The following is a 15,002-nucleotide window of genomic DNA, read 5'->3' on the forward strand; positions in this document are numbered from 1 at the left end:
CGATGTGAGTGCACATCCCTTCCGCGACGTGGTGATCGTCGCCGCCTACAACACCGAGCAGGCCCGGGTGTTGGACGGCCACAACAGCTTCACCATCAGTCTCGACGCGGCGCGGGGCGTCATCGCCCAGTCCGGTATCGACCCCACCACGATCGACGGCGTGTACAGCAAGACCGCGCCCCAGCTCATCTACGCACTGGGCCTGGGCCCGGTGTGGAACGCGAACAACCCGGGCGGTATCACCGGCGTGCTGCATGCCGCGAGTGTCGTGGCGGCCGGGCTGTGCGAGACCGTGCTGGTCGCCGACGGGGAGGCCGGCCGGTACACCGAACGCGAATCCACCGCCCCGTGGACGCGACCGTCCAACGAGTTCGTCGCCCCCTTCGGTCTGTACACGGCCTCGGAGTTCGCCCTCATTGCTCGGCGGCACATGCATCGGCACGGTACGACGTCCGAGCAGATGGCGGCGGTGGCGGCCCGGATCCGCAACAACGGCAACATCAATCCCGATGCGATCTACTACGGGCGCGGCCCCTTCACCGTCGACGACATCCTGGCGTCGCGAATGATCGCCGACCCGTTCCACCTGCTCGACTGCGCAATGACCTCGGAGGGCGGTTGCGCACTCGTCGTCACCACCGCCGAGCGCGCGAAGGACCTGCCCGGCAAGCCCGTCTACGTCCTCGGCGGCGGACTCGACCACATGGGGCCGTCGTACCAGCACGCACCCAGCTGGGATCTCGGCAGCCGCTCGTCGGACATCCCCAACGGCTACGTCGGGCGGCGGGCTGCCCGCACCTCGTTCGCGATGGCCGGCCTCACGCCCGCCGACGTCGACGTGGCCGAACTGTACGACCCGTTCTCGTTCGAGATCATCCGCCAGTTCGAGGCTTTCGGCTTCTGCGGTGACGGTGAGGGCGGTGAGTGGGTCGTCGAGAACGTCACCGGGGACGACCCGCGGCTGCCCATGACGACCGACGGCGGACTGATGTCCTACAGCCACGGCGGCGGCATCGTGCAGCTCACCCAACGCATCGCGCGGGGCGTGCACCAACTCCAGGGCGTCTGCGAGACCAATCAGGTCGACGACGCCCAGGTGGTGCTCTGCAGCAACGGCGGAGCCGGCGCCTTCTTCACCGACGTCCTGCTACTGGGAAGTGAACGACCATGAGCGAGAACACCATCACGACCTTACTGGCGCCCCAGCGGGCGGGAATTCCACTGCCCGAGCCCACCGTCCTGTCGAAGCCGTTCTGGGACGGATGCGTCGCGGGAGAGTTGCGGTACCAGCGCTGCACGGCGTGTGGACACGCCGAGTTCGACCCGAACAAGCTGTGCCGCGGCTGCGGGGCGGACAGCCTCGAATGGCAGGTCGGCTCCGGTCGCGGCACCGTCTACAGCTACACCGAGGTGACCAGGCCGCAGACGCCGGCCTTCACGAGCCCCTACGTGGTGGTCATCGTCGAGCTCGACGAGGGCTACCACATGGTGTCGAACATCATCGGGTGCGCGCCCGCCGACGTCCGGATCGACATGCCTGTCGCGGTGGAGTTCCACGAGATCGAAGACGGCGTCGTACTGCCGTACTTCGCGCCTGCTCACTCGGGGATGAACGGATGAGCGACAACGATATTCCGCACGTCGCCGTCGTCACCGGCGCCAGTCGCGGCATCGGCCGGGCCATCGCACGGCGGTTCGCCGCCGACGGCATCCGCGTGCTGGCCGTGTCACGTTCCATGCGGGCCGGCGACGGTCGTCTGCAGGGGTCGCTCGAGGAGACCGTCGCGCAGATCCGAGCCGACGGCGGCACCGCGCAGCCTCTGGTGTTCGACCTCGGCGATCCGGACGGCGACCGCGCGTCGGTGATTGCCCACGCCGAAAAGGTTTTCGGTGCGCCGGTCGACATCCTCGTCAACAACGCCGCGGCCACACGGCACTTCGACCAGTTGTACGGCGAGATGACTCGGGAGTCCTTCTACGATTCCGTGGAGACGAACGTCTGGGCCGGGTGGGACCTGGCGACCGCGGCGGTGCCCGGCATGCGGCAGCGGGGGGCCGGGTGGATCCTGAGCATCTCGTCGACCCAGGCGGGGCCGCGCAAGGGTCCGCCGTTCGCCCCGAACTCGACGTTCGGTGCGTGCCTGTACGGCGGCACCAAGGCGATGATCGACCGGATCACCACCGGCGCCGCGATGGATCTCTACGACGACAACATCGCGGTCAACACGCTGGCCCCGGAGTATTCGATCGCCACCGAGAACGCGCTCACCGTGCCCGGCGTCACCACCGGCAACTCCGAACCGGAGGAGACCATCGCGGAGGCGGCACTGGCCCTGTGCACCGGAGACCCGAAGGTGCTGACGGGGAGGATCACTCGCAACCTCGGCCTGCTGGTGGAGCTCGACCGTCCGGTCCGCACGCTCGACGGCGCCTCGCTCCTACCGGGATGGCAGCCCGCCGACATCGACACGACTCGCATCCGCCCGGGCTACCTGTCGGCCGTCCTCTGACCCGAAGACCCACCCGCTCGTTCCGCGGACACCACGTACATCTCTTGCAACAATTGTTTGTTACAGACTTCTACAGGAGGCACCCCCATGCCACTCCAGCCTTGGATGAAGCTCGTCTCGGTCGACGACCACCTCATCGAGCACCCCACCGTGTGGGCCGATCGCCTACCGACCAGATACCTCGAGGCCGGCCCGCGCATCGTCGAGGAGCCCTCACCGTCGGGCGGTGCGCCCATGCAGGTATGGAACTACCAGGGCAAGCGCTTCCCGGCGATCGGACTCAACGCGGTGGCGGGCAAGAATCCCGAGGACTTCGGGATGGAACCGGTCCGCTACTCGGACATGATCCCGGGTTGCTACGACCCCAAGGCGCGTCTGGCCGACATGGACCTCGACGGCGTGTGGGCGCAGACCTGTTTCCCGTCCTTCCCGCGTTTCGCGGGTGCTCTCTTCACCGTGGAGAGCACCGACATGGAGTTGGCGCTGCTGAGCGTCAAGGCCTACAACGACTACGTCCTCGACGAGTGGTGCGCCGCCGCGCCGGACCGCTTCATCCCGGTGATCATCTTGCCGCTGTGGGACATCGCGGAGTGCGTCGACGAGATCCACCGGACCGCGGCGAAGGGCGCCAAGGGCATCACGTTCCCGGAGGATCCGGTCCCGCTGGGGCTCCCGTCGTACTACACCGACCACTGGGACCCGGTCTTCGCGGCCGCGCAGGAGACCGGGATGCCGCTGTGCATGCACTTCGGCTCCTCGGGCCGCCCGCCCGCCACGGCGGAGGAGGCCCCGTACGCCGTGACCATCTCGCTGTACGCGACCAACATGATGTCGTCGACCTCCCACCTGCTGTTCTCGCCGGTGTTCCACAAGTTTCCGAATCTCAAGGTGGCGCTGTCCGAGGGCAACATCGGCTGGGTGCCCTACATGCTCGAGCGCATCGACGCGGTGTGGGAGCGCCATCGCCACTACCAGAACGTCGTGCAGGATGTGGTGCCGTCGACGCTGTGGTTCCGGAACATGTACGGCTGCTTCATCGACGACGACTTCGGGCTGAAGAACCGGCATGTCGTCGGCATCGACAACATCACGTGGGAATGCGACTACCCGCACTCGGACTCGTACTGGCCCAACAGCCGCAAGCACGCCGAATTCCGGTTTCAGGACGTGCCGGACGACGAGGTCGTCAAGATCGTCGAGACCAACGCCCGCCGGCTGTTCAACTTCTACGACGAGGGGGCGAAGGCGTGAGCTCGCCCGACCCGTTCGGGTGGCAGCAGCCGCCGATCACGCCGATGACGGCGGAGGAGCGGATCGAGGCCGACGACTGGGTCGAGCAGGATCTGCTCAGTCGCGACCTCGCGTCCGAACGCCTCGACGCGGTCGTCACGCAGGCCACCGCCGAGCTGGCGTATCTGGAGACGTCGGGGGCATCGGCCGAGGCGATCGATCTGGTGCGCCGGCGCATCGCGGCGGCGGCCGCGTCCCGCAAGTTCGTGGAGGAGGGCTGACCATGGCGTCCACGCCGTCGAGGGCAACCGCGCTGGTGCAGACCGGTCCGCGTGAGGTGCGTTTCGAGCAGTTCCCGCTTCCGGTCCTCGAGCCCGGTGCGGCGCTACTGCGGGTCGAGGCGAACGGGCTGTGCGCCAGCGACATCGATTCGTGGGAGGTGAAGCACTCGGCATACGAACCCGGGGTGTCGCCGTTCCCGCGGATCAACGGTCACGAGATCGTCGGCATCGTCGAGGACGTCGGCGTCGGCGCGCGCTCGGACGGGGTGCGAGTCGGTGACCGGGTGGCGGTCAACCCGTTCCTCGGGTGCGGCCGGTGCGATGCCTGCCGGGAGGGCGCGATCATCCGCTGCGCCGGTTGGCCGTTCCGCCCGAATGCGTACGGGTACATCCCCACCCGGCACGCGCCGGCGCTGTGGGGCGGGTATTCGACGCACGTCTACATCCACCCGAACGCGATTCTGCACCCGTTCCCGGAGAGCACCGACCCGTTGGACGCCACGCTGTGGAATCCGTTGGCTGCCGCGATCGACTGGGCGGTGACGACCCCCGGTACGACGATCGGGACGAGTATCGCGATCCTCGGCTGCGGCCAGCGTGGGTTGGCGGCCGTCGTCGCGGCCAAGGCCGCCGGCGCCGACACGATCCTCGCGACCGGACTGTCACGGGATCGGCACAAGCTGGATCTCGCAAAGGAGTTCGGTGCCGACGTCGTCGTCGACGTGGAGACCGAGGACCTGCGGGACGCGGCGCACCTGACGACCGGTGGGCGCGGATTCGACGTCGTGCTCGACACGTCGCCGCACGCGACCGGCCCGTTGCTCGACGCCCTCGACATCGTCCGCACCGGTGGCACGGTGGTGTCGGCGGGACTGAAGACCCGGCCGATCGAGAACTTCCCGATCGATCTGCTGACACTCAAGAACATCCGGCTGATCGGGTGCGGGGGGTCGAGCGTCCAGTCGTACCAGCAGGCGGCCGGTATCGTCGCGTCCGGCCGCTTCCCGCTCGGCCGCATGCGGACCCACGTCCTCGGGTTCGATCGCCTCGAGTACGGCATCGAACTGCTCCGCGGCGATCACCCCGAGGAACGGCCGATCAACATCGTGATCACCCCGACCATGAGCGTCGCCTGACAGTTCCGGTTCCGTCCCGCGCGCGAATTCGTCTCCCGCGCGCGCAATCGAGCGCGCGTCGGGTCAGTTTGCGCGCGGGACGAGCGGTGCTACTCGCAGGCGATCCCGTCGTTGTCGCGATCGAGGTGCGGTGCGTATCCGGCCTGCCCGCGGTAGATCGGCGTGACGCCGGCGTTGCGTGCCTCGGTGCAGTTCTTGTAGCCGACCTGCGGGCGCGGCGTCTGCGGGGCGGGCGCTGCCTGGGGAGCCGGGGCCGGGGCCGGAGCCGGAGCAGGGGCTGGGGCGGGAGCCGGCGCTGCGAGCGGCGGTGCGGCGACCGGAGGAAGCATCGGACCGAGCGCGTCGGCGGATCCCGTGGGGATCAGACCGACGATCTCGCGCGGCAGGAAGTCCTGGATCGTTCCGGCGCGCATGACGGGTGCCGGCGGAAGCAGCGGCTGAACAGCATCGGCGACGAACTGCGGGATTGCATTGGCGACTGCGGGCGGCAGGAAGTCGTGAACTGTCGATGCCGACGCGATCGCCGGTGCAGCGACGGAAACCGCGGCGCAGCCGACGAGAGAGATCGTGAGCGTGCGAATACGCATGGGAACTCGATTCGTGGAAGATGCCGTGGGAGTCCACGGCGTCGTGATGATGTGACAGGACTGTCTACCGTAGAACCTTTCGGTTGGTTTGTTCGGGGTATTGCGACGCGTGGCCAGAACCTTGGGGTATAACTTCGGCCGTTGACCAAAACGCGCCACCGGATCGGTGGTCGGATCCGGGGGAGCTTTCGATGACAACGTCAGGTGTTCGTGTCGTGCGCGGAAATAGGAGCGTCGGGGTGGCGGTAGCGCTCGGGATCGGCGTGGCTGTCGCCGGATCGCTTTCGGCTTGCGGGTCGTCGGACGACACGACCGCGGCGGTGCAGGCAACGACGACCGCCACTGTCGCCGCGCCGGCCACATCGCTCGCGCCGCCGGTGTCCGCTTCGGTCGTCGTCCCATCCCCGACGGTGCCTGCCCCGGCGTCTGCACCGGCGTCGGTCTCCGCCCCGACGCTCGTGCCCATGCCGAACGTGATGTGCATGAATCTCCAGGACGCGCAGGACCTCATCCAGGAGCACGGCGTCTTCTTCTCCCGGAGCGCAGATGCCTCGGGTAAGGGGCGCAACCAGGTCGTCGACTCGAACTGGATCGTCGTCGGTCAGACCCCCGCCGTGGGTGCGCTGATCGGTGAGGGTGATGCCGTGCTGTCCGTGGTGAAGATCGGCGAACCGAACCCCTGCTGACGGCAGCGGATCCCTACTGGTCGTCGAGATCGTCGAACAGTGACGGTTGGATGGGCTCCTCGACCGGCCGAGGACGCTCGGTCTTGTTGTCGGGCAACTCGTCTCGACGCGGATCCGGAGCCTCGGCCGGAGTTTCGGCCGGCGTCGGCGGCGGATCGCCGACGGTCGCCTGTGACGGCGCCGTGGGGAAGTGCAGGACGCCTCCGAAGTGCGACGCGAACTCCTCGTCGACCCCGTTCAGGAAGTCGCCGAGGTGTTCGATCATGTCGGCGAGATGCTGCGGTACGAACGGGTCGGCGAGCATGTCGATCATCACCCGGAGCCGGTCCTCGTACAGTGCGAAGCGCAGGTACGGCCAGCGGCGGTTGAGGTCGGTGACGAGTTCCGCGGCGCGGGTCCGTCCGCTGATGTCGCGCACCAGGGGTGCCCACAGCTGGATCTCGGGCGCGGCCTCGTTCGCGATCACCAACGCGAGGGCCGCGCCGAACCGGAGCACGATGTCGCCGTCCTGATCGCGTTCGGGTTCGTGGCCGAGGATGTCCGCCACGGTCCGGGCGATCACCTCGCGCAGATGGTCCGTGTCGCGCGGCCGGATCGCCAGGTAGCGATCGAGGGGAGCGGGGCGCGGCGTCGGATCGGGCGTCTCCCCGGGCACGGGTTCGGCGTCCGCACCGAGATGATGCAGCGTCAGGAAGCTGGGGTGCGGAACGTCCCATGTGTCCCGGAAGACCGCGACGATCATCGCCGCGAGCTGATCCGCCCACCGCGACGCCTTCTCGACGAGGAGCGCGGGTTCGTCGCCGATGTCGAAGTCCTCGAACTGCAGAGGTGGTTCGACCGGGTCGGGCTGGATCCAGCCCTGGTCGAGCAGGCGTGCGCGATCGGTGCCGGACAGCCGTCGTCGCGGCGGCAACTGGAGGTCCGTCGGAATCTCGCAGCGGACGAGCGGGTCACCGGGGGCGGCCGTCACCCGGCACTGCACGAAGGGAAGGCGACCGTCGGCGTCGTCCGTCTCGGAACTGGTCTCGAGTACCAGTTGGTCGTCGACGGATGCTGTGGCAATACGGTCGGCAAGGCGTGAACGGAAGGAACCCCAAGCGTCGTCGAGTGCGCGATCGAAGTCGTTTCCGGCAGATCTGTTCGAGAACTCGGACACAGCAATACGGTATCGCGCCCGTCGAGTGGAAATCGAAGCGGCGGTCCGGGGGCCCCGTCCCGACTGATCGGAGCCGAATGTGGGTTTGTCCGCTCCTTCGCCTAGTGTGCCGAATCGAGTTCGATACTGGGAGGTATGTAATGCGCGTCGGCGTTCGAAAGTGGCGAGGAGCCCGTGCCGGTTCCGTGGCGGGGCTGGGAGCGGCGGCGATGGCGCTGGTTCTCTCCGCAGGCACCGCGACGGCGGCACCGAGCGAGGGGAGCGCCTCCGGCAGTCTCGGCTCGGGAAGCCTGGGAAGCCTCGGGAGCCTCACCGGAAGCTCGGGCGCCGGCAGCGTCAGCTCGGGGTCGTCGATCCCGGAGTCGCTGCAGGAGGACCCGGGGCCGCCGCCCGCGGTGCGCGACGACATCACCACCGCCGCGATCGTCGGTGAGAAGCCGCTGTCGAACCAGGCCGTCCAGCTCACGATCGCGTCGCCGGCGCTGCGCCGGGAGGTGACGGTACAGGTGCTGCTGCCGGCGGACCGGTCGGCGCCGCGCCCCACGCTGTACATGCTCGACGGCGTGAGTGCCCGGAACAACGGCAGCGGCTGGATGAGCGCGGGACTCGGTGGCGCGCCGGGGTTCTTCGCGGACAAGGACGTCAACGTCGTCCTGATCAACGGCGGACGGGCCAGCCTCTACACGGACTGGGACGAGATCGATCCCAAGCTCGGCCTGAACAGGTGGGAGACCTACCTCACGCAGGAACTGCCGGGACTGATCGACGCCAAGCTGAAGACCAACGGGGTCAATGCGATTGCCGGCAACTCCATGGGCGCGCAGTCCGCCGTCATGCTCGCTCACCGCCATCCCGAGCTCTACCGCGGTGTCGCGGCGTTCAGCGGCTGCTATTCGACGAGCGATCCGCTGGGACGGCTGGTCCTGCAGACCACGGTCACCTCGCAGGGCGGCGACCCGACCAACATGTGGTCGGATCCGGACGGACCCGAGTGGCTGTCGCACGACTCCGTTCGCAACGCCGAGCAGCTGCGTGGCAAGCCGATCTACCTGTCGGTGTCGAACGGGCTGCCCGGAGAGTTCGAGGAGGGCTCGGACGATGCGCGCCGGCTGTACCTCGGCGGAGCGATCGAGGCCGCCACGAACGTGTGCACCCGGATCTTCCAGGCGCGTCTCGAACAGCTCGACATCCCGGTGACGGTCGACTACGCGGGTGCCGGGGTCCATGCGTGGGACTACTGGCGTCTCCAGCTTCCCAAGTCGTGGCCGACGCTCGCGAAGGCGCTCGGCCTGTCCTGACGCGACCCGATCAGCCGGTGACGGCCTGGACCGAAAGCTGGTTCAGGCCGTCACCTGTCTTCGAGCACCCGGTGGTCGCGTACGGGACGAAGATCGAGCCGGTGTCGTTGGGCGGGTACACGCGCAGCCCCGCGACCGGGGTGGGCGCGCAGGTGTCCGCTGGGTAGTTCTGCACCTCGACCGCGCGCACCATCGCGGTGGCGGTGGCGTCCGGGGCGAGCGTGACGGCTCCGGCGGATTCTCCGGAGCGGGTCGCAGCCGCCCCCACCTGAGCGCCGTCGGCGCCGCCCTGCACGTAGGAGACACCGGGGAACCCGTCGAGCGCGCACGTCCGTCCGCCGACGTTGGTGAAGACGAGAGGGAGCTCGGTCGACCCGGCGGCACCCTGGCCCTGTCCGAGGGTCAGGCGCAGCTCGCTCACGGCACAACCGGCCTGCTGGGCCGGCGCGGTGGCGGCCGCCGCGGCAGCGGTAACCGACGCGGCAGCGGTTACCGACGCGGCGGCGGTGGGAACCGCGTCCGCGGTGCCGCTCTCGTCGCTGCCGCAGGCTGCGGTGGTGAGCAGGGCGGCGATGCCGACGGCGCCGAGGGTGCGGATCAGGACGGGGTTTCGGGACATCGCACGCACTCCTGGCAGTCGTCGGTTCGATTCCTGTGAATATCGCACGCGGGCGCAGTCCCCGCAGATCGGCTCGCGGAACGGCCGGCCGGGCCGGTCACGATCGGACATCTGATCGTCACGTCGTGTAGCCCGCCTGTAACAGCAGGTCACCTAGCGTATACGGCGACGTATACATGGTTGGGCCGCCCTGCGCGGCCCGTGCGAGAAAGCGGCCAACGATGACGACATTCGACGCCAGCACCCCCACCGAACGCGCACGGGCGGCCTTCGCGCGCATCGCCGAGTGCGGCCGCCCGGAGGTGTGGATTCACCTGCGGCCCCAGTCGGACGTCCTCGCCGACGCCGCCGCGGTGGAGCGGAGAGTCGCGAAAGGGGAATCGCTGCCGCTCGCCGGCACGGTGTTCGCCGTCAAGGACAACATCGACGTGGCCGGGCTGCCCACCACGGCGGCCTGCCCCGAGTTCGCCTACGTCCCCGACGTGTCGTCACCCGCGGTGGACCGGCTCGTCGCCGCCGGCGCGGTGCTCGTCGGCAAGACGAATCTCGACCAGTTCGCGACCGGACTGGTCGGCACCCGCAGTCCGTACGGCGTCGTGCGTGCCGCGCACCACCCCGACCGGGTGTCCGGTGGTTCGAGTTCGGGGTCCGGGGCCGCGGTGGGGCTCGGACTGGTGGACTTCGCCCTCGGCACCGACACTGCGGGCTCGGGGCGCGTGCCCGCTGCGTTCAACGGTGTCGTCGGTATCAAGCCCACGCTCGGACTGGTGCCGACGCGGGGCGTGGTGCCGGCGTGCGCCGACTTCGACTGCGTCACCGTCCTGGCACCGACGGTGAGCCTCGCGGGGCTAGCGGTGTCGATCATGATCGGCCCCGACGTCGACGATCCCCGCAGTCGGGCATGGCCGGCCGACGTCGTGCTCGCGGCCCCGCTCCGTCCTCGGATCGGGGTCCCGGTCGAGGACCAGCTGGGCGTGCTCTCCGAGAGCTACCGCCGCAGTTTCGCGGCGACCGTGGCACAGGCCGAGGATGCCGGTCTCGACATCGTGCGATTGGACATCGCCCCGCTGCTCGCAGCCGCGCGCCTGCTCTACGATGGCGCCCTGGTCGCGGAACGATTCGACGCGGTAGGAGAGTTCGTGACCGCCAACCCCACTGCGGCGCTGGACCCGACGGTCGCGGCGATCGTCCGGGGATCGGCGGAGCCTGCGGCGCACGAATTCGTCCGCGACACGGGTGTTCTGGTGACGGCCAAGCACTTCGCCGCCGAACTGTTCGGCGGCGTGGACGCGCTGCTGCTACCCACGACGACCGAGCATCCTCTCGTCGACGACGTGCTCGCCGATCCGGTCGAGATCAATCGCAGACTCGGCACCTTCACCAACTTCTGCAACCTGCTCGACCTGGCATCCGTCGCGGTTCCGGCGCCGGGGGAGCCCGGGGAGTCGTTCGGTGTGATGACCGTGACGCCGGCGTTCGGCGACCAGATCGCGCTCGACGTGGCCGCCCGGATCGTCGCCGGCGAGACCGCGGTCGTCGCTCCGGACGAGGGCGTGCGGCTGGCGGTGTTCGGCGCACACCTGCAGGGACAGCCGTTGCACCACCAGTTGGAGGCGTTGGGAGCGCGATTCGAGCGGGCCGTCGCCACCACGGACGACTACCTCATGGTGCGACTGGACTCCGAGCCGCCCAAGCCCGGTCTGGTGCGGGTGTCCGAGGGCGGAGCGGGACGGTCGCTTCCGGGTGAGCTGTACCGCATCTCGCGCGCCGGACTCGGCACGTTCCTGGCTGCGCTCCCGGAACCGATGGCGCTGACGGCGATGACCCTTGCCGACGGAACCCCTGCCGTGGGCTTCACCTGCACCCCCGCGGCGGCGGCGACGGGAGCCGACATCACCGAGTTCGGCGGCTGGCGCGCGTTCCTCGCGGGCATCCCCGCGTGACGCCGAGGTAACGCGGTCGGGGCCTCCAGGGCAGATCGTTAACACTGCGAACACAATGCGGACCACACCGCGTAATCGCGCCGAACGACAGTATTCGTGAGCGGATACAGCGTCGTATACCGGCTCGCTGCAGTGCATTTCGATCATCTCGATCCCCAGGAGGCCCCCATGCCCCTTCGCCCGCCCCGGTGGTTCGCCATCGTCGCTGCCGCGATAGCGGTGCTGTTCACGACGGCATGTAGCAACATCGATTCCACGTTCGCGGCCCGGCCCGCCGGTGGCGGCGATCGGGCCGACGTCGTCAAGGTCGGGACGCTGCGGGGGCAGCCCCACCTGTTTCACCCGTTCTTCTACGAACGCTTCGCTCCCGAGGGCACTGCGGTCGATGTGGTCGTGTTCGACAGCTCGCCAGACATCAAGAACGCCCTGGTCAGTGGAGCCATCGACTTCGGCGTCGCGGGCGTTCCCGCCTTCCTGGCAGGTTCGGCTGCGGGACAGGATGTTCGACTCGTCGCGTCGGCGGCCGACGGGGGCACCGGTATCGTCGCGGCACCGGGTATCGAGTCGGTCGACGACCTGCGGGGGCAGAAGGTCGGATTCCCGCTCGGTTCCTCGCAGGAGATCCTGCTCCGCCTGACGCTCGCACGCCTCGGCCTCGACCCGGGCCGGGACGTCCAGTTGGTCAACCTCCCGTTCTCGGACATGGCGAAAGCCCTCGCCACGGGCCAGATCTCGGCGTTCGCCTCGGCGGAACTGGGACCGGCGACCGCGATCGAGGCGGGCGCGCACAGTCTCGTCTCGCCGTACGACACCCCGGTGGGCCGGGTGAACATCGGACTGGCCACGACCCAGCGCACGATCGACGCCAAACCCGAACTGGTGCAGAAGATCGTCGACACCCACGTCCGGACGGCCGAGTTCATGGACGCCGATCGCGACGCGTGGCACGGCGGTGTGGTCGAGGAGTTCGGCCTGAACCCGGCCGTCGCGGCGACCGCGATTGCCAACATCTGGCCTCGATCGGATCTGTCGGCCGACTACCGCAGCCAGGTGGCCGCCCTGACCCGGCAGATGGTGGTGCTGGAACAGATCCCCGTGGAGCCCGACCTCGGCGAGTTCGTCGACGACTCGTTCCTGAAGGAGTCCGCAGATGCTTGACGCAACCACTGTGAAGAAGAAGGCCGCCGTCCTCTACGGCCTGCCCGCGCTCGTTCTGCTCGCCGGCTTCTGGAGCCTCGGCGTCCATTTCGGATGGACTCTCCCGCTCGGCATCCAGATGCGTTTCCTGCCACCGCCCGGCGAAGTGGCCGGTCGGATGTGGGACGTGGCGGTGGGCGGCGTCCACGACGACGCCTACAGCGGATCCCTGTGGCGTCACCTCGCCGCGAGCACCCTGCGCGTTCTCAACGGGTTCCTGCTCGCGGCCGCACTCGCCATCCCGCTCGGCGTGCTGATGGGACGCTTCGGCCCGGTACGCCGGGCCCTCGAGACGACCGTGAATCTGGTGCGCCCCATCCCGGTGACGGCCTGGGCCCCGCTGACGCTGCTCATCATCGGTTACGGCGACCGTTCCACGATCTTCCTCATCTTCGTCGCGGCGTTCTTCCCGATCCTGCTCAACACGACCGTCGGCGTCGCGCAGGTGCCACCGCGACTGCTCGAGGCGGCGGCCATGCTCGGCACCCCCAACGCGAAGACGCTCTACAAGATCGTGATTCCCAGTGCCATGCAGAGCATCACGAGCGGCCTGCGAATCGCGCTCGGCCTCTCGTGGGTGGTCCTCGTCGTCGGCGAGACCGTGGGCATCTCGACCGGACTGGGCGCCATGATCACCCAGGCTCGCGACATGAGCCGCACCGACCTGATCATCGCGGGCATGGTCTTCATCGGCCTCGCCGGCTTCGTCACCGACCGTTTCATGGGGTGGCTGCTGCGGGTCGCGACCCGCGGACGCCCCGGACTGTCCTGACCGGCAGCACGCTTCCCACGACGAAAGGACCATCATCATGTCGAACGCAGTAGCGGATCCCGGTACGAATCCCGCCGCGACGAAGGCCGCCGACATCGTCATCCGTGATCTCGCGAAGCAGTACGGCGAAGGCCCGGCGGCCGTGCAGGCGCTGGCCGGGGTAGACCTCACCATCGAGTCGGGTGAGTTCGTGTGCCTGGTCGGCGCGAGCGGCTGCGGCAAGAGCACGCTGCTGCGGATGCTCGCCGGATTCGAATCGCACAGCGGGGGAGAACTTCTGGTCGGTGGCATCCCGGTCGCCGGCCCGGGACCCGATCGTGGCGTCGTCTTCCAGGACTACGGACTGTTCCCGTGGATGTCGGTCCGTGAGAACGTCGCCTACGGACCGCGGCAGCGTGGCCTCAGCCGTGCGGAGTCGAACACGCAGGCGGACAAGTACATCCGCGCAGTGCAGCTCGAGCGGTTCGCCGACCAGTACCCGCACCAGCTCTCGGGCGGCATGCAGCAGCGAGTGGCGATCGCTCGGGTGCTCGCCAACAATCCGGCCGTGATGCTCATGGACGAGCCGTTCGGCGCCCTCGACGCGTTGACCCGCACCACTCTCCAGCGCGAGCTGGCCCGGATCCAGCGGGCCGAGGGGACGACGGTCATCTTCGTCACGCACAGCATCGAGGAGGCGGTGTACCTGTCGGATCGGGTCGTCGTGATGACCGGCGGCGCGTCGCACGGCGTGCCCGGCCACGTCCGCGACGTCGTCGACATCGATCTGGGCTCCGACCGCGACGTCACGTCGGTGGCGTTCAATGATCTCGAGCGTCGCATCGCGGCGATGGTCCACGAATCGATCCACTGACGGGGAGAGGTAGGCGAGAGGACATGACCACCGCCGGAGAATCTGTCATCGGGCTGGGCGAGCGGGTGTACCGGGAGTTGCGCGAGCAGGTCATGAGCGGGCAACTCCCTGCGCATGCACGCCTGGTCGAGGGTCGGCTGTGCGAGGCGCTCGGGGTGTCGCGGACGCCGTTGCGCGAGGCGCTCGTCCGGCTGCACTCGGACGGCATCGTGACCCGACGCGAGGACGGCTACTACCCGCTGTTCCCCGACCTCGACTCGATCCGGGACCTGTACGAACTGCGGGTCACGCTGGAACTACGGGGGATAGCCCGGCATCTGGAGAAGCCGGCGAACTCCGAACTACGGATCGACCGGCCGCTACTCGAGGCGGTCCGCCGACGATGGCTGGACCTGCAAGCGGATCCTCCGGAGCCCTCACCCGACATCGTCCAACTGGACCAGCAGTTCCACGTGGACCTGTCGACCGCCGCAGGGAATCCGGCGCTCACACGGGCACTGACGACAGTGAACAGTCAGATCCGGCTGGTGCGGATGTACGACTACCAGACACCGGAGCGCGTGGACGCGACGGTCACGGAGCACCTCGAGATCGTCGAACGGATACTGGACGGGGAACTCTCCGGGGCTCTTGCGGCGCTGCACGCGCACGTGGGCGGTTCGCTGGACGTCGTCGAGCAACGGGCCGTGCGGGCGATCACCGCTCACGCACTGCACGGTCGGCGCTGACGGCCG

At 68.7% G+C, this 15,002-nt stretch carries 17 protein-coding genes; 13 read left to right on the plus strand and 4 right to left on the minus strand.

Features of this window, described 5'->3' with window-relative positions:
• The first annotated feature begins 4 nt into the window (after window positions 1-4).
• From C7H75_RS08705 to C7H75_RS08730, 6 genes are all read left to right on the plus strand, one after another.
• On the plus strand, window positions 5-1,171 hold the full coding sequence (locus C7H75_RS08705; protein WP_064077354.1) for a thiolase family protein: 1,167 nt from the start codon (window positions 5-7) through the stop codon (window positions 1,169-1,171).
• Window positions 1,168-1,620: a Zn-ribbon domain-containing OB-fold protein gene (locus C7H75_RS08710; RefSeq protein ID WP_013415480.1), complete on the plus strand. Its 453-nt coding sequence runs from the start codon at window positions 1,168-1,170 to the stop codon at window positions 1,618-1,620. Before C7H75_RS08705 ends, C7H75_RS08710 begins: the two co-directional genes overlap by 4 nt.
• Window positions 1,617-2,510, plus strand: coding sequence for an SDR family NAD(P)-dependent oxidoreductase (locus C7H75_RS08715; RefSeq protein WP_022594975.1), 894 nt, complete (start codon window positions 1,617-1,619; stop codon window positions 2,508-2,510). Before C7H75_RS08710 ends, C7H75_RS08715 begins: the two co-directional genes overlap by 4 nt.
• 87 nt (window positions 2,511-2,597) lie before the next feature.
• Window positions 2,598-3,761: an amidohydrolase family protein gene (locus C7H75_RS08720; RefSeq protein ID WP_022594976.1), complete on the plus strand. Its 1,164-nt coding sequence runs from the start codon at window positions 2,598-2,600 to the stop codon at window positions 3,759-3,761.
• Window positions 3,758-4,021, plus strand: coding sequence for a hypothetical protein (locus C7H75_RS08725; protein WP_106851227.1), 264 nt, complete (start codon window positions 3,758-3,760; stop codon window positions 4,019-4,021). The genes C7H75_RS08720 and C7H75_RS08725 overlap by 4 nt, the downstream gene beginning before the upstream one ends.
• 2 nt (window positions 4,022-4,023) lie before the next feature.
• Complete coding sequence (locus C7H75_RS08730) at window positions 4,024-5,157, plus strand: zinc-dependent alcohol dehydrogenase (RefSeq protein WP_081122426.1); 1,134 nt, start codon at window positions 4,024-4,026, stop codon at window positions 5,155-5,157.
• Between the two features lie 89 nt (window positions 5,158-5,246).
• On the opposite strand, the gene C7H75_RS08735 is transcribed toward C7H75_RS08730, so the two are convergent.
• Both C7H75_RS08735 and C7H75_RS26195 read right to left on the minus strand, forming a co-directional pair.
• Complete coding sequence (locus C7H75_RS08735; protein ID WP_022594979.1) at window positions 5,247-5,744, minus strand: excalibur calcium-binding domain-containing protein; 498 nt, start codon at window positions 5,742-5,744, stop codon at window positions 5,247-5,249.
• Window positions 5,745-5,808: 64 nt separating this feature from the next.
• Window positions 5,809-6,228, minus strand: coding sequence for a hypothetical protein (locus C7H75_RS26195; RefSeq protein ID WP_226347495.1), 420 nt, complete (start codon window positions 6,226-6,228; stop codon window positions 5,809-5,811).
• Here C7H75_RS26195 and C7H75_RS26200 point away from each other — a divergent pair.
• On the plus strand, window positions 6,227-6,430 hold the full coding sequence (locus C7H75_RS26200) for a calcium-binding protein (protein WP_226347494.1): 204 nt from the start codon (window positions 6,227-6,229) through the stop codon (window positions 6,428-6,430). The two genes, C7H75_RS26195 and C7H75_RS26200, sit on opposite strands and share 2 nt — an antisense overlap.
• Before the next feature lie 13 nt (window positions 6,431-6,443).
• Here the strand turns inward: C7H75_RS26200 and C7H75_RS08745 are convergent, their stop codons facing one another.
• Window positions 6,444-7,586, minus strand: a complete 1,143-nt coding sequence (locus C7H75_RS08745) for a T3SS (YopN, CesT) and YbjN peptide-binding chaperone 1 (RefSeq protein WP_022594980.1) — start codon at window positions 7,584-7,586, stop codon at window positions 6,444-6,446.
• Window positions 7,587-7,726: 140 nt separating this feature from the next.
• Between C7H75_RS08745 and C7H75_RS08750 the strand changes: the two genes are divergently transcribed.
• A complete protein-coding gene (locus C7H75_RS08750) occupies window positions 7,727-8,884 on the plus strand; it encodes an alpha/beta hydrolase (RefSeq protein WP_044990739.1) in 1,158 nt (385 codons plus the stop codon).
• A gap of 10 nt (window positions 8,885-8,894) precedes the next feature.
• On the opposite strand, the gene C7H75_RS08755 is transcribed toward C7H75_RS08750, so the two are convergent.
• Window positions 8,895-9,503: a DUF4232 domain-containing protein gene (locus tag C7H75_RS08755; RefSeq protein ID WP_022594982.1), complete on the minus strand. Its 609-nt coding sequence runs from the start codon at window positions 9,501-9,503 to the stop codon at window positions 8,895-8,897.
• Window positions 9,504-9,724: 221 nt separating this feature from the next.
• Here C7H75_RS08755 and atzF point away from each other — a divergent pair, with 221 nt between their 5' ends.
• From atzF to C7H75_RS08780, 5 genes are all read left to right on the plus strand, one after another.
• Window positions 9,725-11,446: an allophanate hydrolase gene (atzF, locus tag C7H75_RS08760; RefSeq protein WP_106851228.1), complete on the plus strand. Its 1,722-nt coding sequence runs from the start codon at window positions 9,725-9,727 to the stop codon at window positions 11,444-11,446.
• 168 nt (window positions 11,447-11,614) lie between these two features.
• Entirely contained in the window at window positions 11,615-12,604 is a 990-nt protein-coding gene (locus C7H75_RS08765; protein ID WP_022594984.1) for an ABC transporter substrate-binding protein, read from the plus strand.
• Window positions 12,597-13,415, plus strand: coding sequence for an ABC transporter permease (locus C7H75_RS08770; protein WP_022594985.1), 819 nt, complete (start codon window positions 12,597-12,599; stop codon window positions 13,413-13,415). The genes C7H75_RS08765 and C7H75_RS08770 overlap by 8 nt, the downstream gene beginning before the upstream one ends.
• A gap of 37 nt (window positions 13,416-13,452) precedes the next feature.
• Window positions 13,453-14,268, plus strand: a complete 816-nt coding sequence (locus C7H75_RS08775) for an ABC transporter ATP-binding protein (protein WP_022594986.1) — start codon at window positions 13,453-13,455, stop codon at window positions 14,266-14,268.
• A gap of 23 nt (window positions 14,269-14,291) precedes the next feature.
• Window positions 14,292-14,996, plus strand: coding sequence for a GntR family transcriptional regulator (locus C7H75_RS08780; RefSeq protein ID WP_022594987.1), 705 nt, complete (start codon window positions 14,292-14,294; stop codon window positions 14,994-14,996).
• Window positions 14,997-15,002 lie beyond the last annotated feature (6 nt).

It is taken from the genome of Rhodococcus (subgen. Prescottella) equi (assembly GCF_003013675.1).
GTDB lineage: Bacteria > Actinomycetota > Actinomycetes > Mycobacteriales > Mycobacteriaceae > Prescottella > Prescottella equi.